Here is a 21,953-nt window from a genome sequence, read left to right as displayed (position 1 = left end):
CGCCCCCAGGACGGACGGGAGGCCCGTGGCGGATCCGCCACGGGCCTCCCGTCCGTCTGCTGGTCGCGCTACGGGCGCAGGAGCACCTTGCCGACGCGGCCGGCGGTGTCCGAGGCGCGGACGGCGTCGCGGACCTGCTCGAACGCGAAGGTCTCGGCGACGGGGAGCGTCAGCGAGCCGTCGAGCACGCGGGTGATGAGCTCACCGAAGAGCTGCCCCTTCGTCTCGGCCGGCATCGTCTTGCTGACGACGGAGCCCCAGAAGCCCTTCACGGTGAGCTGGCCGAAGATGACCTTGCCCGACGGGATCTCGAGCGTGGGCGACGCCATCGCACCGAAGACGACGAGGGTGGCGTTCTCGCCGAGCACCGATGCGATGTCGCCGGCGGCCTTGCCGCCCACGGACTCGACGCCGGCGACGATCGGAGCGCCTCCGGTGATCGCGGCGACCTGGTCCTTCCAGTCGGCCGCATCGGTGGCGACGATGCGCTCGATGCCCTGCTCGCGCAGCTCCTCGACACCGGCGGCGCGACGCACCAGGCCGATGACGTTGATGCCGCGGGCTGCGCCGAGCTGGGCGACCATGCGGCCGACCGCGCCGTTCGCGGCGTTCTGGATCAGCCAGTCGCCCTCGTGCAGGTCGAGCGAGTGCAGCAGGCTGATCGCGCTGAACGGCATCGAGACGAGCTGTGCGGCGGCCTCGTCGGACATCGCGTCCGGGACCGGGACGAGTCCGGCGGCGTTCGCGGTGTAGTACTCGGCCCAGACGCCGAAGGCGCCGCCGGCGACGCGCTGGCCGACCGTCAGGTTCGTGACGCCCTCGCCCAGGGCCTCGACGACACCGAGCGCCTCGGTGCCGGATGCTGCGGGCAGCTCGGGCTTGAAGCCGTAGGTGCCGCGGACGGTCCACAGGTCGTGGTTGTGGATGGGGGAGAGGACCGTGCGGACGAGGACCTCGCCGGCGCCGGGTGTCGGGACGGGGCGCTCCTGCACCTCGAGGACGTCGGCGGGCTCGGCGAAGGTCTCGTGGACGACGGCGCGCATGGTGGTGGGGGTGGTGCTCATGGGTCAGTCCTCCGAGACGACGATGGTGACGTCGATGTTGCCGCGGGTCGCGTTCGAGTAGGGGCAGACCTGGTGGGCTGCGTCGGCGAGGGCCCGGGCCTGGTCGTGCTCCATTCCGGGGATGACGACCTCGAGCATGACGGCGAGCTGGTAGCCGCCGTTGCCGTTCGGGCCGATCGACACGCGACCGCCGACGGACGAGTCGGTGATCTTCACCTTCTGGCTGCGGGCGACGCCCTGCAGTGCGGAGTGGAAGCAGGCGGCGTAGCCGGCGGCGAACAGCTGCTCGGGGTTGGCGCCGTTGCCGGAGCCACCCATCTCCTTCGGGATGGCGAGGTCGAACTCGACCGTGCCGTCGCTCGTGGCGACGTGGCCGTTGCGGCCTTCGCCGGTGGCCAGGGCCTCGGCGGTGTAGAGGGTTTCCATGGTGTTCCTTCCTTCGTGGGGTCAGTGGTCCGTGACGGCGCGATCGGTGGCGTCCGCCGCGGCGTGCATCGTCTCGGTCAGCCGGTGCAGGGTCGCGATGAGTTCGGCGGCGGCCCGCTCGTCGGCCAGGCCCATGCCGGCGGCGATGCGTGCGGGGATGCCGCTCAGCTCGGACCGGAGCTCCCGCCCGCGGTCACCCACGGTCACGGTGACGACGCGCTCGTCGGCGCTGCGGCGCTCACGGCGGACCAGGTCGCTCTGCTCCATGCGGCGGAGCAGTGGCGACAGGGTGCCGGAGTCGAGCTGCAGGTGTTCCCCGAGGCTCGAGACGGTCTGGTCGCCCTCGACCCACAGGGTGACGAGCACCAGGTACTGCGGGTAGGTCAGGCCCCAGGGCTCGAGCATCGTGCGGTACGCCTGCGTGGTCGCGCGGCTCGCTGCGTAGAGGGAGAAGCACACCATCTCGTCGGTCACGGGCATGGCATCAGCCTGTCACGCAACCCGGTTGTGCACAACTCATCGCAGCCGATGCTCAGGTCACGACGAACACGCCGACGGCCCGGACGGTTAGGCTGACGTGACCCACGATGACCAGCACCCACCTCGACACCACCACGACCCCCGGCAACGGATCGGCGTCGTCCCACGGCAAGACGATCCTGATCGGTGAGCACGCCGTGGTCTACGGCGCACCCGCTCTCGTCCTGCCGGTGCTCGACGCACGGGTCGTCGCGACGGTGAGCCCGGTCACCGCACGGGGGGACGAAGCAGCTGGCACGACCGTCGGGCACACCCTCGAGTCCACGGTGCACACCGGCCCGCTCGACCTCGCACCCGCGGCCGTGATGCCGACGGTCACCGCCGTCACGGCGACGCTGCGGCACTTCGGCGTGACCGACCGGCACTTCCACGTCCGGGTCGACAGCGAGGTCCCCACGGCCCGCGGCATGGGCTCGAGCGCAGCGGTCGCCGCGGCCGTCACGGCAGCCGTCGCGGACGCGCTGGGCGAGACACTCGACGCCGAGACCCACCACGACCTCATCCAGGAGTGCGAGCGCGTCGCCCACGGCCGACCGTCGGGCCTCGACGCCCGCGGGGTCGTCGCCGCGGTGCCGGTCTGGTTCGAGGGGGGCAGCATCGAGCCCGTCGCGCTCGGGGCACGCTTCACCTTCGTCGTCGCCGACACCGGCGTCCCCGGCCACACCCGGCAGGCCGTCGCGGCCGTGCGGGAACGGCACGACCAGGACCCGGCGGCGGTCGACGGCGTCATCGACCGGATCGGCGAACTCGCACGGCAGGCGCGGGGGACACTCGAGGCTGGCGACGCACAGGGGCTCGGTGTCACCATGGACGCCGCGCACGACCTGCTCAGCGCACTCGACGTGTCGAGTGCCGACCTGGACCGGCTCGTCGACGCCGCACGTGCTGCGGACGCCCTCGGCGCGAAGCTGACCGGCGGCGGGCGGGGCGGGTGCGTGCTCGCACTCGCCGCGGACGACGACCACGCGGACCGCATCGCGGCCGCACTCCGCGGCGCAGGTGCCGCAGCCACCTGGACCACCACGATCGGAGCCCGCGCTTGATGACCGCCACCGCCGTCGCGCACCCCAACATCGCCCTCGTCAAGTACTGGGGCAAGGCGGACGCGCAGCTGGCGTTGCCCGCCACGGGCAGCGTCTCCATGGGCCTCGACGTGTTCCCGACGACGACGACCGTCACGCTGGACGGCGGGTCCGGTGCCGGTGCGGAGGCTCTGGGCCCACGCGGGCCGGTACCTGACCGTCGCGAAGCGGCGGGCAGGCCGAGCCCGTGGGGAGACGCCTTCACGCTGAACGGCCATGTCGTCGAGGACGGTGCCCTGGTGCGCGTGCAGCAGTTCCTCGACCTCGTGCGGGAGCTCGCCGGCAGTGACACCCGCGCGTCCGTCGTGTCCGAGAACACCGTGCCGACCGGTGCCGGGCTGGCGTCGAGCGCCTCGGGGTTCGCGGCGCTCGCGACCGCCGCGTCGGCGGCGTACGGTCTCGACCTGTCCGCGCGCGACCTCTCCCGCCTCGCCCGCCGCGGCTCGGGGTCGGCCACCCGGTCGATCCCCGGGGGCGTCGCCGTCTGGCACGCCGGCGACGACCAGAGTTCCTTCGCCGAACCGATCCCGGCGCCGCCGATGGCCATGGTGGTCGTGACGATCGACGCCGGCCCGAAGCCCATCGGTTCGCGCGAGGCGATGCGCCGAACCATCGCGACGTCGCCGTTCTACCCGGCGTGGGTCACCTCGACCACCGAGACCGTGGGCGACATGCTCGACGCCTGCGCAGCCGGCGACTTCACCCGCATCGGCGAGATCACCGAGAGCAACGCGCTGCGCATGCACGCCACGATCGAGGGCGCCTTCCCGCCGATCCGCTACCTCAACGCGCGCAGCGTCGCCGTGTTCGACGCCGTGGGCGAACTCCGCGCCGCGGGGCTCGAGGCCTACGCCACGGCCGACGCCGGTCCGAACGTGGTCGTGCTCTGCCAGCCCGCGGACCGCTCCGCCGTGGCCACCGCGCTGGCGTCGTTCGGCGACGTGATCGAGTCCGGCACCGGACCTGCCGCTCGGGTGCTCCGCTCCGAAGAGTCGGGGAGCAATCCCGACCAGAAGGAGTCCGTGCAGTGATCGAGTTCCGCGCCCACGGCAAGCTGTTCGTCGCCGGCGAGTACGCCGTCGTCGAGCCCGGCCAGCCGTCCGTCCTCATCGCCCTCGACCGCGCCATCACGGCGCGTGTGTCCGAGGCGCACGGTGCGGGCAGCGTGCACTCGGAGGAGTACGGCCACCTGCCGCTGACGTGGACGCGGGACGAGGACGGCCTCGCCCTCGACCGCGAGCACCACCCCTACGACTACGTGATGGCGACGATCGACCTCGTCGAGAAGCTCCGCGCCGAACGGGGCATCGCGCCGCGGTTCCACGACCTGCGCATCGAGAGCCAGCTCGACGACGCCAGCGGCCGGAAGTTCGGGCTCGGGTCCTCAGCGGCGGTGACCGTCGCCACGGTCGGTGCCCTGGACCGCTTCTACGGGATCGGCCTGACCCAGCGGCAGCGCTTCCAGGTCGCCCTGCTCGCCACCATCCGGGTGAACCCGCGGGCATCCGGCGGTGACCTGGCCGCGAGCACCTTCGGCGGCTGGCTGCGCTACAGCGCCCCGGACCGCGACCACCTCGCCTCGTTCGTCGACGAGCGCCGGGTGTCCGACATCCTCACCGACGCCGAGGCGTGGGCGGGGTTCGACGTCCAGCGACTCCCGGCCCCCGAGAACCTGCAGCTCCTGGTTGGCTGGACCGGCTCGCCGGCCTCGACCACGAAGCTCGTCGGGGTGGTGCGTCGACACCGCAACGGCGGGTACCAGGCGTTCCTCGACGAGAGCCGGAGCTGCGTCGACGACCTGACCACGGGCCTCCAGACCGGCGACGCGGAGCAGACGCTCGACGCGCTCCGACGTGCCCGGGTGCTCATGCAGCGGCTCGGCGACTCGGTCGGGTCGAAGATCGAGACCGAACGCCTCGCGACCCTGTGCGACGTCGTCGAAGCGGCCGGCGGGGCGGCGAAGCCGTCCGGCGCCGGTGGCGGCGACTGCGGCATCGCGCTCGTCCCGGCGGACACCGACCCCGCCGGCATCCACCGCGCCTGGGAGGCGCACGACATCAGACACCTCAGCGTCGCGGTGCGAGCACCAGAAGGAGCCCTCGATGAGTGACCTGCTCACGCCGATCCCGACCAAGTGGGTCGGGCCGATCCGCATCAGCGGCAACGCGGTCCAGGGCGAGCACGAGGTCCCGCTCGCCACGTACGAGTCGCCGCTCTGGCCGTCCGTCGGCCGTGGCGCCCGGATCTCGCGCATGGTCGACGACGGCATCGTCGCGACCGTCGTCGACGAGCGCATGACCCGATCGGTCGTCGTCCGCGCGGCCAGTGCCGCCGCGGCGCACGTCGCTGCGGGGCAGATCCTGGCGCGACAGGACGAACTCGAGGCGCTGGTCGCCGGGCAGAGCCGGTTCGCGAAGCTCATCGAGGTGCACCCGGAGATCGTCGGCGACCTGCTGTTCCTGCGGTTCGCGTTCACCACGGGCGACGCCTCCGGCCACAACATGGTCACGCAGGCGGCGGACAAGCTCCTGCCGGCGATCCTGGCGTGGCAGCCGGGCCTGCGGTATGTCTCCGTGTCCGGCAACTTCTGCACCGACAAGAAGGCCACCGCCGTGAACGGCATCCGTGGCCGTGGCCGCAACACCATCGCCGAGATCGTGATCCCCGGCGAGGTCGTCGAGAAGCGCCTGCGGTCGAGCACCGAGCGCATCGTCGAACTGAACATCGCGAAGAACCTGATCGGGTCGACCATCGCCGGCGCCCTGCGCTCCGCGAACGCCCACTACGCGAACATGCTGCTCGGCTTCTACCTGGCCACCGGGCAGGACGCCGCCAACATCGTCGAGGGCTCGCAGGGCATCACGAGCGCCGAGAACCGCGACGGCGACCTGTACTTCGCCACCTCGCTGCCGCACCTGATCGTCGGCACGGTCGGCAACGGCAAGGGCGGGGACCTGCCCGTCGTCGAGGACGCCCTGGTGCGGCTCGGCTGTCGTGAGGACCGCGAGCCCGGTGCGAACGCCCGTCGTCTCGCCGCGCTCTGCGCCGCCACGGTGCTGTGCGGGGAGCTCTCGCTCCTCGCCGCCCAGACGAACCCGGGTGAGCTGATGGCCGCCCACGTCGCCATGGAGCGACGCGGCGCGAAGCCCGCCGGAGGTGCAGCATGACGGCGAACGGCGCACTGCGCATCGGCATCCACGACATCGCCATCGCGACCGGGCACCACGTGCTCGAACTCGACGACCTGGCCGAACGCCTCGGCGTCGACCCGGCGAAGTACCACGTCGGCATCGGCCAGGACGCCTTCAGCGTGCCCGCCCCGGACGAGGACATCGTCACGATGGGCGCCGCCGCGGCCAAGGAGGTCATCGACCGCCACGGCGTCGAGGGCATCCGCACCGTGCTGTTCGCCACCGAGTCCGGCGTCGACCAGTCCAAGGCCGCCGGGGTCTTCGTGCACGGCCTGCTCGGCCTGCCGAAGAACGTCCGCGTCGTCGAGCTGAAGCAGGCCTGCTACGGCGGGATGGCCGCCGTCCAGCTCGCCCTCGGCATCATCGCCCGGGCGCCGGGCGAGCGGGTCCTCGTGATCGCCGCCGACGTCGCGCGGTACGACGTCGACACCGCCGCCGAGCCCACGCAGGGTGCCGGCGCCGCCGCGATCCTGGTGTCCGCCGATCCCGACCTGATCGAGATCGAGCCGGCCGCCGGTGTCTTCACCGCGGACGTCGACGACTTCTGGCGCCCGAACGACCGGTCGACGGCACTGGTCGACGGCCGCCTGTCCGTGAGCGCCTACGTCGACGCGTTCGTCGGCGCGTGGGACGACCTGGCGGACCAGGGCGGCCCCGCGTACGAGGACATCGTGCGCTTCGTCCACCACCAGCCGTTCACGAAGATGGCGCTCAAGGCCCACCGGAAGCTGACGCAGCACGTGGGTGTGCCCTTCGACGAGTCGGAGCTGTTCGTCGGCTTCACGTACAACAAGCAGACCGGCAACACGTACACGGCGTCGCTCTGGATCGGGCTCGCAGCACTGCTCGACCTCGACGAGGACCTGGCGGGGGAGCGCATCGCCCTGTTCAGCTACGGTTCCGGCAGCGTCGGCGAGCTCCTCACCGGCATCGTGCAGCCGTCGTACCGCGACCACCGTCGCGTCGGCCGGGTCCGACAGCTGCTGTCCGCCCGCGTCCCGCTGACCGTGGACGCGTACCGCGAGCTGCACGCGACCGGCGCCGCGACGAGCGACGACGTCGAGCGTCCGCGCGTCACGGCAGGGCCGTACCGGTTCGCCGGTGTGCGCGGCGGCGCGCGCCACTACGAGGCGACCACGCCGGCCTGACCGGTCCGACCCACCCGCGGAAGCGACAGATCCCCGCGGAACGTTCGCGGGGATCTGTCGCTTCCGCGTGATGGACGGGAGGCCCGGTGCCAGCTGGCACCGGGCCTCCCGTCCGTCCTGGGGTCACGTGGCGGACAGGACCTCGCGTTCCAGACGCTGGTAGCTGGTCTCCATGCCGTCGGTCATGCCGGTGGCGAGGACCACGTCCCGCTGCGCCCGGTCGGGGTAGGTGACGAGCAGCGTCATCAGGGTGACGCCGTCGGCCTCGTCGAACTGCAGGTCGTTCGTGTTCGGCGGGAACGGGGCACCGGTCATCCGCTCGGTCGACACGATCCGGCGCTCCGGCTCCACGACGAGGTTCTCGCCCTCGAACCCGAACGGTTCCCCCTCGGTGTCACCCGTCGGCGCCCACGCCTGCCGGAACGTGCCACCCGGCGTCAGGTCGTTCTCGTACACCGTCATCTCCCACCCGTCCGGACCGAGCAGCCACTGCCGGACGAGCTCGGGTTCGGTGTGCGCCCGCCACAGCAGGTGGCGCGGCGCCGCGAACGCCCGCGTGATGCGGACGTGGGTGTCGTCGACCAGCTCGGTGACGGTGCCCGTGCCGAGGGCGTCCTCGCGCAGGTCGGTGAGGACGGTGTCCAGCTGTCCGAAGGCCTGCTCGTAACCGTCGACCATGCCCATGTCGATCATGGTCTCGAGGTCGGCGGCTGACCCGAACGACGACCGGACGGTCACGCGCGACCCGGAGCCGACGGCCTCGAAGGACAGGACCGTCTCGCCGGCTGGCAGGGAGTCGTCGACCGTGCCGTCGGCGTCGGTGAAGAGGTCGCGGAAGGTGATGCGGTGCGGCTCGTCGACCTCGGTGACCTGCCAGACGGCGTGGAACCGCTCGTCCTGCGGCGACGTCATCCGGTAGTCCGCGCGGCCACCGGGCCGCAGGTCGAACGAGGTGAAGGTGGCGGGGAAGCCGGGCGGGCCCCAGAAGCGTTCGAGCTGACGGGGATCGGCGAAGGCGCCGAAGAGGCGCTCGACCGGCACCGTGGACTCGGCGACGAGGGTCATCGCGAGTGCCTCGGGATCGGTGTGGACGGACGTGGTGGGCATCGTCGCTCCTGGTCGTCGGGTTCGGTCGTCGGGTTCGGTCCTGGTCCCAGGCTCCGTCCGAGCGACCTCGTGCGCAAGGGGATCGTGCAGGTAGTCTGTCCGCTGAGATCGAAAGGGGCGATGGCAGTGGGCAGGAGTGCGTCGGACACCGTCGGAGCCCTCGTCGCGACGCTTCCCCCGTCGCCGAGGCTCCCCGACGTCGTCGCCGGGGTCGGGCGGTTCGTCGGCAAGACGACCCGCGTGGTCGACGTCGACGGTCCGAGCTGGGGTCCGCTCACCGCGCTGGTGTCGCAGTTCGAGCACGAGAACCTCGTCCTGGTGCCGGCCGGCGCTCCCGAGCTGTACCGGATGCACTGTGTCCTGCACGAGCTCGGCCACCTGGTGCACGGCGACGTCGGTGCGCCCTCGGCCACGTCCATCGCCGAGTTCGCCTCGGGCGGCCACGTGTGCCGCCGTGCGCTCGACGGCGACACCGGGCTGGTGAGCATCTCGGACGACGACGAGCACTTCGCCGAGCGGTTCGCGTACGAGCTCGCGACCGTGCTGCTCGCCGGCAGCGCGGGCGCGGACGAGCGGGCCTACGGCTGATGGTCGTCCTGCACGCCGCCGCCTTCTGGTGCGCGGCGCTGATCTTCCTCGCCCGCACGCCCTACGTGCTCCGGAACCCGCGCGGCCGTGCCGCCTGGGGTGCCACCGGGGTCGGCGCGCTCGGGTTGCTGACGCTCGGCAGCGTCGTGCCGCAGACCGTGCTCGACGGCGCCCTCGGGGGCACGAACCTCATCAACCTCGTGCAGAACGTGTGCGCCACCGTGGCCTTCTGGCTGATGCTCCGGGCGAGCACCTCCGACCTGCCGAAGCGCCCGCTGCTCGCGAGTCCGCTGGCACTGCTCGTGGTGGTCGTGGCCTTCGCCGTGCCGTTCTTCACCGTGCGCGACCGGGGCGGCACCGACTTCCACTTCATCGTGCGGGAGATCCACCAGCCGGCGATGTGGCTGTACAGCTCGATCTACATGGTGGGCGTCGGCGCGATCGCGGCTGCCACGCTCCGGCACGGTGTGCTGCGGAACCCCGTCGCGCTCGTGGTCTTCCGGGTCGGGCAGTCGCTGGTGGTCATCGCGAGCATCGACGAGCTGCTGTCGCTCACCGCCGACCACTTCGGGTGGTTCCCCGCAGCGGTGCGTGACGGACTCCGCCTGGGCTTCGACCCGCCGTTCTACCTGGGCATCGTCCTCATCGTCGTCGCGATGGCGTCCCTGACCTTCCGGCGGTGGGGGCGCGACGTGGCGTGCCGTCGGCACCACCGACGACTCCGGCGCATCGCCCGCCGCCACGCGGTGCGCGCCGTCGAACGGGACGGCGACGTGCAGGCACGGACCTACGACCTCGTCATCGCGATCCGCGACGCCGAGGTGCAGGGCCGCACCCTCGACGATTCCGAGCTCGCCCAGGTGCGCTCAGCGGAACTGACCCTGACCCGCAGTCTCGGAGGCTGATGCGATGACGATCGTCTGGTGGGTGCTCGGCGTGCTCGTCGTGCTGGCGGCGGCGTTCCTGCTCGTGCTGCGGAAGGTCGTCGGCAAGATCGTGCTGCCCGGCGGCGATCGCTGGACCCCGGTGCTCGAGACGACCGACGACTCGATCCAGCTCCCGATCACCGACGACACCGTCCGCCCGGGGGAGTACGGCCTGTGGCACGACGGCACCGGGCACACCACGGTCGGACCGGTGCTCGAGGTCGACGAGGCTGCCGGCACCGTCCGCCGTGCGGTGGTCCGGACGAGCGGCGACGTGTCGGCACGGGTGCGGTGGAGCGGGCACGTGCACCCGGACCCCGCCGCGATGGACGTCGACTGGGCGGAGCTCGACCTGCCGACGCCCGTGGGGCCGGCACCGGCGTGGGTCATCCGGCCCGGCGGCCCCGCACCCGCACCCGCCGCACCCGCACCAGCCGCGGCCGCACCCGCCACGACGTGGGCCGTCCACGTGCACGGCATCCGCACCACCCGCGTGACGGCACTCCGGACGGTCCCGGCGGCACTCGAGGCCGGCTGGACCTCGATCGTCCCGTCGTTCCGCGGCGACGGCGAGGCGCCCTGGCAGGGCCGTGCCTCGCACCTCGGTGCCCGCGAGTGGCCCGATGTCGAAGCCGCGCTCGACCACGCCGTCGCGAACGGGGCCGGACGGCTCGTCATCGTGGGGTGGTCGATGGGCGCGACGATCACCCACGAACTGCTCGCTCGATCCGCCCACCGAGACCGGATCGCCGGCCTCGTCCTCGTGTCCCCGGCGCTCGACTGGGAGACGACGGTGCGGTCCCAGGCGGGTCGTGCCGGACTCCCCGGGTTCGTCGTCGGTGCCGCGCTCCGGGCGATGGCGCTGCCGCTCGTGTGCCGCGTCGTCGGGCTCCGCTCGCCGGTGGACGTCCGCGCGCTGTCCTGGTTGCACGCGCCCCGGAACCTGCCGCCGACCCTGCTCATCCACTCGTCGGGGGACACCACCGTGCCGTTCGCCGTCAGCCAGGAGTTCGCCGGCGCGCACCCCGGCACGGTGACGTTGGCGGTCAGCGAGCCGGCCGAGCACGCCTGGGAGCGGAACGTGGACGCCGTCTGGTTCGACACCACGATCACGACCTGGGCGAGATCGGTCGAGCACACCGGCACCGTGGAGTAGAAGGGGCCATGGGTCAGCTCATCTACGACGGCCAGCCGCTCGACCTCCGCATCGACGACCGCGCCATGACACACCTGCAGATCGTGATCGTGAACATGCTCCGACGTGAGCACCGGTTCGCGTTCTCGTGGAAGGACGACGTCATCCACGGCAACGGCCGCAGCACGATCTGGCTGAACCCGAACGTCAGCCTGCACTTCAAGTTCTCCGGCAGTCGGGTGCCCTCGATCAACCGCAGCTGGCTCGAGGACCTCTACGCCTCGGCCACGTCCGGTTCCGGGCTCGTCCTGACCCCGGAACCGCCGGACACGAGCACCGCGGCCGACTCGGCGTGGTCACGAGCCGTCGCCCCGGGGGACGCCGATGACGCTTCGGGGACACCGAGCGGTAGCACGGCTGAGTGATTCCCGTCAACGGGTTCCGAAGACCACATCATCGTCGTACGGTTTCGGTACCGCGGATCAGTGACGTCCCTTCGGGCCGGCATCCAGGGAGCCGGTGACGGCAAGGAACCGCGGGAGGAGGGGGACCCGAATGACCGTGATGCAGTGCGCGCCCGGCGCCGACCAACCATCGGCGACTGAGCGGCGTGCACGACGGGAGTCCCGGATCAGGAGACTCGTCGTCCAGGAAGCCGGGTCATCGTACCCGGTTCCATGTGTCACGCCTCTGGGCTCGTCGGTCAGGCCTCACTGACCGGCACCCTCCACAGGACGCCCCGGCTGTCGGATTCGGGTTCCGCTGCCGGGGCGTTCTGCTGCCCTGGTCGGGTGTGCGCCGCGAGTCCGTGCGCTGCGCGCTCCGCGTGGTGCGGGCTCAGTAGACGTCGCGGACGTACCGCTTCGTGCGGCGCAGGTCGGCCAGGTACGACAGCGCGTCGTCCTCGTCCCGTCCGCGACCCGTCCGGATGACGTCGAGCAGCGCCGCCTCGACGTCCTTCGCCATCCGCGAGGCGTCGCCGCACACGTACACGTGGCCGCCGTCCTCGAGCCAGGCGAACAGTTCGGCGGACTGCTCCCGCATCCGGGTCTGCACGTAGACCTTCTCGGCCTGGTCGCGCGAGAACGCCAGGTCGAGGCGGTTCAGCACGCCCTGCTCCTGCAGCTCGGTGAGCTCGTCCTGGTACACGAAGTCGGTGTCGCGGTGCTGGTCGCCGAAGAAGAGCCAGTTGCGGCCGGTCGCTCCCGCCGCGGCCCGCTCGTGCAGGAACCCGCGGAACGGCGCGATGCCGGTGCCCGGACCGATCATGATCATCGGGGCCGACTCGTCCGCCGGCACCCCGAACGACGCGTTCGGCTGCAGGTAGACGTCGACGGTACCGTCGGGGTCGACCCGGTCGGCGAGGAACGTCGACGCGACCCCTGCGTACATCCGGTGCGGGTCGCCGTAGCGGACGGACGCGATGGTCAGGTGGATGCGGTCCGGGTGCGCCAGTGGGCTCGACGAGATCGAGTACTGGCGTGCCTGCAGCGGGCGCAGGTTCGGGAGCAGTTCGTCGAGCCCGGGAGCGGCCGGTCCGGCGTCGCGCAGCAGGTCCAGGACGTCGCGGCCCCACAGCCAACGGTCCAGCTCGTGCTTGTCGCCGTGCGAGACGACCGCGGCGAGTTCGCTCGCCGGGGCGCGTTGCACGAGGTCGGCGATGAGGTCCTTCGAGGGCGTGCGGATCTCGCGGTCGCTCCGCAGGACCTCGGTGATCGGGCGGCCGTCGAACGACTCGCCGCCGTTCGCGCCGACCTGCTCGAGCAGCTCCGCGACGAAGACCTCGTCGTTCACCGGCACGACCGCCAGGGCGTCGCCGGCGGCGTACTCGATGCCGGAGTCGCCGAGGTCGAACTCGTAGTGCCGGATCTCCTTCGCGCTGCGCGGCGAGGAGAGCAGCCGGTTCTCGACCAGACGTGACGGGTACGGGTTGCGCTTGTTCCACTGCGACCCCGGCCGGGAGGCACGGCCCGCGCCCGCCCCGCCGGTCGCGGTGGCACCGTCGCCGGCACCACTGCCCGTGGTCGCGCCGGGTGCGACCGTCGCGCCGGCCTCGGCAGCCAGCCGGTCGAGCACGGCGGCGCTCCACAGCGCGGCCGCGTCTTCGAAGTCCACGTCGCAGTCGACGCGGTCGTGCACCCGGGTCGCGCCGAGCTGCTCGAAGCGGGTGTCGAGGAGCTTGCCGGCCTGGCAGAACTCGTCGTAGCTGGTGTCCCCGAGGCCGAGGACGGCGTACTGCAGTCCCTCGAGTCGTGGGACGGTGGTCGCCTGGATCGCGTCCCAGAACAGTCCGGCGTTGTCGGGCATCTCGCCCTCGCCGTACGTCGAGGTGACGACGAGCACGTGGGTCATCTCGGCGAGCTGCTCCGGGGTGACCGCGTCGAGCGCGGCGGCACGGCCACCGAGCCCGCGGGCCTTCGCCCCGGCGACGAGCTCGTCGGCCAGGAACTCCGCGTTGCCGGTCTGCGTGCCGAACAGCACGTCGATCGTCGTCGTCGGGGCGGCAGCGGACGCCTTCTTGCCGGCGGCGGCGATGCCCGCGATGAACCCGGCCAGCCAGGACTCCTGGGCAGCCGAGAACGGTGCGTCGACGGGGATCAGCGACCCGGTCGGGGGCAGCAGGCTCACGCGGACACCGCCTCGGTCGGCGCCTGCGGTGCACGGCGCGCGATGTCCTCGAGCGCCGCGGTGGCGAGCAGCTCGTCGAAGCGCGCCTCGCGGACGCGACCGTCGTTCTTGGCGTTCTGGTGCATGATCCACCCCGTGGTGCCCGGCGCGTCCATGCTGCGGTTGTTCCGCTGCGTGAGCGCACGCTTGTAGTCGTCGAGTCGCTTGATCGCGATGAGCGTCGCGAGCTGGTCGTCGGCGAACCGGTCGAGCGTGCCGCGCAGGTACTTCACGACGCGCTGCTTGACCGAGAAGTCCTCGGTCAGGACGAGGTTCTTCACCGCCTCGGCGACCCGGGGGTCGTTCTGGCCAGCACCGGGGACGCGCTCGAGGGCGACGTCCTGGGCGACGCCGAGCACCGTGTACGACGACAGCAGCGAGAACATGTCGTCGCCCTGGTCGCCGAGCGCCGGGGCACGGCCGTCGAGGACGGTGCGCTGGTCGCGGTAGTCGACCTTGAACGCACGGAGCTTGTCCGTGGCGATCGAGGTCGCGAGCTCGTCGAGCAGCTCGGGACGGGTGGCTGCCGCGAGGATCTCGCCGGCGTCCTGCGTGAGCAGCAGGGCGCGCGGCATGCCGACGTACACGTGCTGACGGGTGGTCTCCCAGTCGGCCAGCAGGCGCTCGGCCAACGCCGACCCGGTCGCCTCGAGGTGCCACTCGAGCAGCAGTCGCGCCCCGGCCTCGTGGAACGCCCCGCGCTCGGTGTCGGTGACGGGGAAGACGAGGAGCGAGTCGGTGCTGGCACGCTGGGCGACCTGACCGGACGGGTCGTACTGGTACAGGAACCCGCCGGACATGCCGTTGCCCAGGCCCTTGCCGAACGCGCCGAGGTTGAACACGGCACCGCCGGTCATGTACTCGCACCCGAAGTCGCCGACGCCCTCGACCACGGCCGTGGCGCCGGAGTTCCGCACGGCGAAGCGGTCGCCGGCTTCGCCCTCGACGAACGTGCGGCCACCGGTGGCCCCGAACAGCGCGAAGTTGCCGATCAGGACGTTGCCGCCCTGGTCGGCGCTGCCGCCGCCGGGCGCACGGACGATGATCCGCCCGCCGCTCTGGCTCTTGCCGACGCCGTCGTTCGCGGTGCCGGTGTGCTCGAGCACGATGCCGTCGTTGTTGAACACGCCGTACGACTGACCGGCCGAGCCCTGGGTGCGGATCGTGACGGCACCGTCGACCAGCCGGCGGCGCCCGCGGTCGTCGGTCGCCACGGCGGGCAGGCCCTGGACGTCCTCGGCGCCGAGCTCGTGGTTGAGCAGGCGCTCGACGTCGATGCCGAGCTGGCCGCCGACGGACTTGTCGCTGTTGCCGAGCAGGACGCCGTGCACGAGCACGTGCTCCTGGGCGTGGTCGACCAGTGCCGTGCGGATGCGCTCGAGCAGCGCGTCGTCGGTGTGGAAGTCCTTCTCCAGGTACTCCGGGTCCGTCACGACCTTCTCCGGCACCTGCGCGAGCAGGGCGCGGGCGTCGAGACGACCGACGCTCGCCGGGTGGTCGAGGAGCTGCAGCAGGTCGGTGCGGCCCCGTGCCTCGCGCAGCGAGCGCAGGCCGAGGCGGGCGAGGATCTGCCGCACGTCGTGCGCGATGTTGAGCAGGTACTGCGCGAGTGCACGGGGGTCGCCCTCGAACGCCTCGGCGTTCGTGGTCAGGCCGGCGGGGCACTTCACGTTGCAGTTCTTCGCCATGACGCAGCCGAGCATCATGAGCGCGGTGGTGCCGAACTCGAAGCTGTCGCCACCGAGCAGGGCGCTCGTCACGACGTCGGAGCCGGTCTGGTGCGCGCCCGAGCAGCGGAGCGTGACCTTGGAGCGCAGGCCGTTCGCGACGAGGGCCTGGTGGACCTCGGCGACGCCGATCTCCGCCGAGCGGCCCGCGTACTTCAGGCTCGTGACGGCCGCGGCCCCGGTGCCACCGGTGTTGCCCGCGACGTTGATGACGTCCGCGCCGGCCTTGGCGACGCCGACCGCGATGGTGCCGATGCCCTCGGAGGACACGAGCTTCACGATCACCCGGACGCGGGCGGCCTTGCAGTCGTGGATGAGCTGCGCCAGGTCCTCGATCGAGTACGTGTCGTGGTGCGGCGGCGGCGAGATGAGCTCGACGCCGGGCGTGCCGCCACGGGCCGCGGCGATGTCCACCGTGACCTTCGGCGCGGGCAGCTGGCCGCCCTCGCCGGGCTTCGCGCCCTGCCCGATCTTGATCTCGAGTTCCTCGAGCATGGGGTCGGCCAGGTACCCCGCCCAGATCCCGAAGCGGCCCGAGGCGAACTGCTTGATCCGCGAGCCGCGGATGGTGCCGTAGCGGGAGTGGTGCTCGCCGCCCTCACCGCTGTTCGACATGCCGCCGACCATGTTCGTGCCGTGCGCGACCGCTTCGTGGGCGGTGGCGACGAGCGCACCGTGGCTCATCGCACCGGACGCCAGGGTCCGGGTGATCTCGTGCGCCGGCTGCACCTCGTCGAGCTCGACGCTGTCGGGAGCGCTCTCGAGCAGGGCGAGCAGACCGACTGCCGCGCCGGTGGCGCGGAGCGTCACCCGGGTGTCGTCGACGGCGTCGACGTCGACCTGGCCCGGGTACAGCAGCGCGAGGCCGTCTGCGAGGGCCTGGTGGCGCAGTGCACCCGTGGTGCCCGTCGACGCGAGCTCCAGGCGGAACCGCTCCGTGCCTCCCGGCAGGTCCTGGTCGTCCGCCGGACGCGAGCCGGAGAGCCCGCGCACCGTGACGCTGGCGTTGCCGCTCGTCGAGAAGCGACCGAGCTCGCGGGCGAAGTCCTCCGCCGTGTCGATGCCCGTGACGTCCGCGGGCAGCGCGAGCACGTCGCGGAGCGCAGCGGGACGGCGCGACCGCTCGTCGTGCGTGGTCTGCAGGAACGTGACGTAGCCCGGCGTGATCCGGTGCTGGTCGATCTCGGCGTCGCTGAGGCGGTCGTACCCGGTGTTGCGGTACGCGGCGTCGGTGATGCCGAACGAGTCGTCGAGCTGACCGAGCGTGAGCAGGCGCAGCGCGTCCGAGTCGCCGGAGCGCTCGAAGGCCGGACGCTCCTCGGTCATGCCGCCGAACCCGCGCACGCTCGCGACGCCGAACGAGTGGCCGGCGCCGTCGGAGCGTTCCTTGAACAGGCCGAGCAGCGGGACCTGGCCCTCGGACGCCACCGAGCGGGCACGCTCGTGCCAGTCCGTCGCCGCCTGGGCGATGCGCGCGAAACCGACGCCGCCGACCGGGGCCTGCATGTGCGGGAAGATCCGGGCGAGCACGTCGTCGCCGGTGTCGAGGTAGTTCGGCTCGAAGAACTCACCGCCGATGTAGCTCTCGGCGGTGCACAGACCGACGCGGCCCATGGTCTTCGCCAGGGCCTTCTCGGCCGCCTTGCGGAACTGCTTGAGCGCCAGGTCGGTCGCGGTCAGCTCGCCGGCGGGTGCGGGCGCGGCGGGGTACTTCTCCTCCGCACGCAGCCGAGCGCTCAAGCTGTACACAGCGGCGGCACCGAAGCCCAGCGCGGTCGCGACGTGGTGTGACGATGGCAGCTGACCGCTCTCCGCCACGACGGACACCCGCAGGCGCAGACCGGTCTCGATGAGCCGCTGGTTCACGGCGGCCACGGCCAGGATCACGGGGAGGGGCGCATGGGTCGACGACACCTCGCGGTCGGTCACGACCGCGATCCCGCCACCGCGCGCCGCGAACGCCTCGATCGCGTCGCACAGGGCGTCCAGCGCGCCGCGCATCGCGTCGGCGTTCGCCTGCTCGTCGGCGGGCACCGGTACGTAGAGCATGTCGAAGCGCTCGAGCGGCACGATGTCCTGCTCGCGCAGCCGCACCATGTCGAGGTGCCCCAGGATCGGCGACTGCACGACGAGCTGACGGCCCGTGGTGCCCGTGCCGTCGGGCTTCGCGCCGAGCGCGACGCGCATCGACATGCCGTCGGCCTCGCGGATCGAGTCGAGCGGCGGGTTCGTCACCTGGGCGAAGCGCTGCGAGAAGTACTTCGCCATCCCGCCCTCGGTGTCGCTCAGCGCGTTGATGGCGTTGCCGTAGCCCATCGCCGAGATCCGCTCCGAGCCGTTCTGCAGCATCGGGTCGAGCATGAACCGGAAGCTCTCCTGGTTCAGCGAGTACGCCACGTACCGACCGGCGAGCGACAGGTCGCCCGCGTAGCCCAGGGTGTTCCTGGTGCGGTCGTACGCGGGCGCGGGCAGGTCGTCGAGGTTGACGCGGGCGGCCTCGAGCAGGGTGCCGTAGTCACGGCGGGCCGCGAGCATGCGCAGCACCTCGCCCGTCCGCATCCGGGTCCCGGTGCGGTGGTCGACGACGAGCATGCCGCCGGCCTCGATGCGGCCGCGGTGCACGACCTCGTCCGCGTCGAACGTGACCTGGCCGGCCTCGGACGACACCATCAGGTACTCGGTCGTCTCGACGGTGCGCAGCGGGCGCAGCCCGAGGCGGTCCAGTCGCGCGCCGACGACGTCGCCGTCGCTGAAGATCACGGCGGCAGGGCCGTCGTTCTTCTCCTCGTACAGCGAGAAGTACTCGAGCATGTCCCGCACGTCGGCGGTGAGGGTGCGGTCGTTCTCCCACGCCGGCGGCATGAGCGACACCACGGCCTCGACGATCTCGAGCCCGTCGTCGAACACGCGGCTCTGCAGGGTCTGGTCGAGGCGGCTCGAGTCGGACTGGCCGGGCGGGCGGACGATGCTGCGGGTGCGGGCACGGGCCAGCGCCTCGTCCGACAGGCGGTTCTTCCGGTCGGTGTTCAGCTCGCCGTTGTGCGCCATCAGACGGAACGGCTGCGCCATCGTCGGGTGCGGCTCGGTGTTCGTCGAGAAGCGCGTGTGGAAGTACAGCGTCCGCACCGAGTGACGCGGGTCGCGCAGGTCCGTGAAGTACCCGATGACCTCGCCCGAGTTCAGGCGCCCCTTCAGGATCTGGGTCCGGGCGCTGAGCGACAGCGGGTACAGCGCGGCGTGCTCGGCTCGCTGCTCGGCGGCCTCGCCGTAGGACACGGACTCGATCGCGAGCAGGGCACGGTTCGCTGCCGCGTCGACCTCGGCGCGGTCCCACTGCTCGGGCGCACGGAAGACCCACTGCACGATCGGCAGCTGGTACTGCTCGGCCTCGGGCCGCGCGACGGAGTGGTCCACCGGGACGTCGCGGACGACGAGCAGCTCGAAGCCCTCGGCCGTGATGGCGTCCGTGACGGTCTGCTCGGCGCGGGCCCGCTCGTCGGCGCCGTGCGCTCCGTCGCTGCTCGGGACGAAGCAGTTCGCGACGCCGAAGTGGCCGGCGCGCAGCTCCTGTCCGGTGATGGCGCTGAAGAACTCCACCGACAGGTCGATGCTGACACCCGCGCCGTCCCCGACACCCTCGGCGGACTTGCCGCCGCGGTGGGGGATGGCGCACAGTGCTTCGTCGCCCTTGCGGATGACGTCGTGGCTCGGCGTCCCGTCGAGTCGGGTGATGAAACCGACGCCGCAGTCGCTCGATTCGCGGGCAGGGTCGTAGAGACCGAAAGAGGTGGGGTTCACGTGCGGGTCCAGTGGGGCGTTGCCGGCAGCGGACGGCGCGGGCTGCATCGATGGAGCGCTCGCCGCGGGCAGACCGATGGTGGCAGTCGGGCCCTGTGGGGTGGTGGTGCGGTACCGCGATGCTACGGCTTGGTATACCGCCCACGCAACACCGCGCCGTGCGCCGCACCGCGTGCGTCTGTTCGGCTGGTGCGAGGTTGCCCGCTCGGTGCGAGGTCGTTGCGCTGCACGGAGCGTGGAAGCTCGCACGGGATGGTCCACAGCGTACGGTGCGGCGGGCCGCGAGTGCCGAACAACCGCGCACCGGGTGGACAGCCCGGCACGGTGTCAGGCTGCGCGCTCGCCGGTCCGCTCGTCGACGGCGATCGGCTCGGTCGCCGCGGTGCTGGCGTCGGCGGCGGGGGTCGTCCCCGGGCGGATGAGCTCGGGACGACGACGACCGCTGCGGAACACCCACGCCTTGAACAACACGAACCGGACGCACGTCGCGAACAGGTTGGCGGCCGTCAGCACCAGGATCTCGGCACCGTGCGACGCTCCCGGCACGCTGCTGTGCAGCACGACCAGCGAGCCCGAGGTGATCGCCCACGCGATGCCGAAGACGACCAACCCCTGCACGTGGTGCCGACCAGCACCGGCACGTCCGCGCACCCCGAAGGTGAAGCGACGGTTCAGCGCGGTGTTGCCGATCGCCGTCAGCAGCAGGGCGAGGAAGTCCGCCGTCTGTGCCCCGATCGCCGGACGGAACAGTGCGTACAGCACCGCGAACGCCACGGTCGACAGCACCCCGATGGCGCCGAAGCGCAGCACCTGCCCGAGGAACCCGACGTGCGGGGGCGTGAACGGACGACGACCGATCGCGTCGTACACGGTGCCCACCGGCACCCGCCCGGTGGCGATGCCCCGCGAGACGCGCCACATGCCCTTCAGGTCCTCCGTGGCGGTCGAGGCGATCTGCACCGACGAGTTCACGTCGTCGACCCAGTCCACCGGCACCTCGTGGATCCGCAGCCCCGCGTGCTCGGCCAGCACGAGCATCTCGGTGTCGAAGAACCACGCGTCGTCCTCGCACAACGGCAGCAGCCGTTCCGCCGCCCGCTTCGTGACGGCCTTGAACCCGCACTGCGCGTCCGAGAACGACACCCCCATCGTCGTGCGGAGCAGCAGGTTGTACGAGCGGGAGATGAACTCGCGCTTGCTGCCCCGGACCACACGCGACGAGTCCGCCAGCCGTGTGCCGATCGCCAGGTCGGAGTGCCCGGAGAGCAGCGGTGCGACGAGCGGCTCGAGGGCGGCCAGGTCGGTGGACAGGTCCTCGTCCACGTACACGAGCACGGTTGCCGGGGAAGCACCCCACACGGCCTTGAGCGCCCGGCCACGGCCCTTCTCGGCCAGGTGGACCGCGTGCACGCCGGGCAGCATGGCAGCCAGGTCGTCGGCGATGCGCGCGGTGTCGTCGGTCGAGGCGTTGTCGGCGATCGTGATCCGCCAGGTGTGGTGCAACGACGTCCGGCAGAAGGTGTGCAGGCGTCGGACGTGGGCCGCGAGCGTGTCCTGCTCGTTGTAGCAGGGGACGACGATGTCGATGTCGTGGGTCTGGTTCGTCTCCGTCATGCCGCTCATGCTCGGCAGCGGGGCTACGGGGGCCGAGGCAGGGCGCTGTGGCCCGGGTAAGAACGAACACCACGTGAACGCAGCGGACACGACACCTGTTGTCCGGATACGGTCGACGGACGATGACGACCGAGCGCGACGACGCACGACGGACGGCCGTGCTGCTCCCCGGGGAGCGGCTGGGCCTGGCGCTCGACGAGCGGTGTCCGGAGTTCGAGGAACTGCTGCTCGCGCCACCGTTGCACGGCATCCGACCCGACGGGCACGACTGGCTCCGGCGTCGCTACGAGCAGATCGTCCCCCTCGTGCTCCCCGCGGCGCTGCGGGCCGTCGAGCACGGTGAGCCGCTCGATCCCGACTGCCTCGTCCGGCTGCGCGAGGTCGCAGCCGCCAGCGCCGGAGACCCGCAGGTCGACGTCTCGGTCGTGCTCCGCGGCGCCCTGCCCGCCATCCGCGTCTTCGCCCTCGTCATGCACACGGCCACCCGCGAGCACGCGACGACGATCGACCACGCCGGCCGGACGATGCTCGCGATGAGCCGAGCCTCACTCGTCGCCCACGAACTCGGCTCGTGCTGGGCCGAGGCCTGGGCGCAGCACCGGGGAGGCGCGTCGGGGGACGCGACGACAGCGCTCGGCACCGACGACATCGACCTGGTGGCGTCGGCGCCCGGTCTGGACGAGACCGAGGAACGGATGCTGGCGCTCGCCGCCCGCGGGCTCTCGAACGACGCCATCGCCAAGGAGACCGCGTACAGCCGGCAGGCCGTGGCCTGGCACCTCGGGCGGCTGATGAAGTCGTGGAACGCGCCGAACCGGACGGCGCTGGTGTCGGTCGCCTTCGTCCGGGGCTGGATCCGGTCTCGGCGGGACCTCCGGCTGGCTGCGCGCAACCCGCCGTCGGCGATCGAAGCGCCGGCGCACGACGACGCCCCCTGAGA

The 21,953-nt window shown here is 71.9% G+C and carries 17 protein-coding genes; 10 read left to right on the top strand and 7 right to left on the bottom strand.

Features of this window, described 5'->3' with window-relative positions; translation table 11 throughout:
• Positions 1-68 precede the first annotated feature (68 nt).
• The 3 genes from ACXKZB_RS15745 to ACXKZB_RS15735 are packed head-to-tail and all read right to left on the bottom strand — an operon-like array spanning position 69 to position 1,970.
• Positions 69-1,043 carry a zinc-binding dehydrogenase gene (locus ACXKZB_RS15745; RefSeq protein WP_488825921.1) on the bottom strand — a complete coding sequence of 325 codons (975 nt, stop codon included), beginning with the start codon at positions 1,041-1,043 and terminating at the stop codon, positions 69-71.
• A gap of 24 nt (positions 1,044-1,067) precedes the next feature.
• Positions 1,068-1,490: an organic hydroperoxide resistance protein gene (locus ACXKZB_RS15740; RefSeq protein WP_488823776.1), complete on the bottom strand. Its 423-nt coding sequence runs from the start codon at positions 1,488-1,490 to the stop codon at positions 1,068-1,070.
• 21 nt (positions 1,491-1,511) lie between these two features.
• Complete coding sequence (locus ACXKZB_RS15735) at positions 1,512-1,970, bottom strand: MarR family winged helix-turn-helix transcriptional regulator (RefSeq protein ID WP_488823775.1); 459 nt, start codon at positions 1,968-1,970, stop codon at positions 1,512-1,514.
• 107 nt (positions 1,971-2,077) lie between these two features.
• On the opposite strand from ACXKZB_RS15735, the gene mvk reads away from it, so the two are divergent.
• From mvk to ACXKZB_RS15710, 5 genes are read left to right on the top strand one after another with little or no spacing between them, the layout of a single operon-like run.
• Complete coding sequence (gene mvk, locus ACXKZB_RS15730; RefSeq protein WP_488823774.1) at positions 2,078-3,073, top strand: mevalonate kinase; 996 nt, start codon at positions 2,078-2,080, stop codon at positions 3,071-3,073.
• Positions 3,073-4,143, top strand: coding sequence for a diphosphomevalonate decarboxylase (mvaD, locus tag ACXKZB_RS15725; protein WP_488823773.1), 1,071 nt, complete (start codon positions 3,073-3,075; stop codon positions 4,141-4,143). The genes mvk and mvaD overlap by 1 nt, the downstream gene beginning before the upstream one ends.
• Positions 4,140-5,222 carry a phosphomevalonate kinase gene (locus ACXKZB_RS15720; RefSeq protein ID WP_340197075.1) on the top strand — a complete coding sequence of 361 codons (1,083 nt, stop codon included), beginning with the start codon at positions 4,140-4,142 and terminating at the stop codon, positions 5,220-5,222. The genes mvaD and ACXKZB_RS15720 overlap by 4 nt, the downstream gene beginning before the upstream one ends.
• The gene (locus ACXKZB_RS15715; protein ID WP_222658495.1) at positions 5,215-6,279 is read left to right on the top strand and encodes a hydroxymethylglutaryl-CoA reductase; all 1,065 of its coding nucleotides are present in this window, start codon (positions 5,215-5,217) and stop codon (positions 6,277-6,279) included. The genes ACXKZB_RS15720 and ACXKZB_RS15715 overlap by 8 nt, the downstream gene beginning before the upstream one ends.
• Positions 6,276-7,451, top strand: coding sequence for a hydroxymethylglutaryl-CoA synthase (locus ACXKZB_RS15710; protein WP_222658494.1), 1,176 nt, complete (start codon positions 6,276-6,278; stop codon positions 7,449-7,451). Before ACXKZB_RS15715 ends, ACXKZB_RS15710 begins: the two co-directional genes overlap by 4 nt.
• Positions 7,452-7,574: 123 nt before the next feature.
• Here the strand turns inward: ACXKZB_RS15710 and ACXKZB_RS15705 are convergent, their stop codons facing one another.
• Positions 7,575-8,558, bottom strand: coding sequence for an SRPBCC family protein (locus ACXKZB_RS15705; protein WP_488823772.1), 984 nt, complete (start codon positions 8,556-8,558; stop codon positions 7,575-7,577).
• A 120-nt stretch (positions 8,559-8,678) separates the two neighbouring features.
• Between ACXKZB_RS15705 and ACXKZB_RS15700 the strand changes: the two genes are divergently transcribed.
• The 4 genes from ACXKZB_RS15700 to ACXKZB_RS15685 are packed head-to-tail and all read left to right on the top strand — an operon-like array spanning position 8,679 to position 11,632.
• A complete protein-coding gene (locus ACXKZB_RS15700; protein ID WP_488823771.1) occupies positions 8,679-9,146 on the top strand; it encodes a hypothetical protein in 468 nt (155 codons plus the stop codon).
• The gene (locus ACXKZB_RS15695) at positions 9,146-10,051 is read left to right on the top strand and encodes a hypothetical protein (protein ID WP_488823770.1); all 906 of its coding nucleotides are present in this window, start codon (positions 9,146-9,148) and stop codon (positions 10,049-10,051) included. The genes ACXKZB_RS15700 and ACXKZB_RS15695 overlap by 1 nt, the downstream gene beginning before the upstream one ends.
• A 4-nt stretch (positions 10,052-10,055) precedes the next feature.
• Entirely contained in the window at positions 10,056-11,228 is a 1,173-nt protein-coding gene (locus ACXKZB_RS15690) for an alpha/beta hydrolase family protein (RefSeq protein WP_488823769.1), read from the top strand.
• Positions 11,229-11,236: 8 nt separating this feature from the next.
• Entirely contained in the window at positions 11,237-11,632 is a 396-nt protein-coding gene (locus ACXKZB_RS15685; protein WP_111084738.1) for a DUF7882 family protein, read from the top strand.
• Positions 11,633-12,044: 412 nt separating this feature from the next.
• On the opposite strand, the gene ACXKZB_RS15680 is transcribed toward ACXKZB_RS15685, so the two are convergent.
• The 3 genes from ACXKZB_RS15680 to ACXKZB_RS15670 all read right to left on the bottom strand — a co-directional run bounded on the left by ACXKZB_RS15680 (position 12,045) and on the right by ACXKZB_RS15670 (position 21,022).
• On the bottom strand, positions 12,045-13,835 hold the full coding sequence (locus ACXKZB_RS15680; protein WP_488823768.1) for a sulfite reductase subunit alpha: 1,791 nt from the start codon (positions 13,833-13,835) through the stop codon (positions 12,045-12,047).
• Complete coding sequence (locus ACXKZB_RS15675; RefSeq protein WP_488823767.1) at positions 13,832-19,399, bottom strand: glutamate synthase-related protein; 5,568 nt, start codon at positions 19,397-19,399, stop codon at positions 13,832-13,834. Before ACXKZB_RS15675 ends, ACXKZB_RS15680 begins: the two co-directional genes overlap by 4 nt.
• Before the next feature lie 327 nt (positions 19,400-19,726).
• Positions 19,727-21,022 carry a bifunctional glycosyltransferase family 2/GtrA family protein gene (locus ACXKZB_RS15670; protein WP_488823766.1) on the bottom strand — a complete coding sequence of 432 codons (1,296 nt, stop codon included), beginning with the start codon at positions 21,020-21,022 and terminating at the stop codon, positions 19,727-19,729.
• 113 nt (positions 21,023-21,135) lie between these two features.
• Here ACXKZB_RS15670 and ACXKZB_RS15665 point away from each other — a divergent pair, with 113 nt between their 5' ends.
• Positions 21,136-21,951: a helix-turn-helix transcriptional regulator gene (locus tag ACXKZB_RS15665; RefSeq protein WP_488823765.1), complete on the top strand. Its 816-nt coding sequence runs from the start codon at positions 21,136-21,138 to the stop codon at positions 21,949-21,951.
• The last annotated feature ends 2 nt before the right edge of the window (positions 21,952-21,953 follow it).

The organism is Curtobacterium sp. ABR8 (assembly GCF_057812125.1).
The sequence above is the reverse complement of the archived record's forward strand: the minus strand, read 5'-3'. Positions and strand labels throughout refer to the sequence as shown.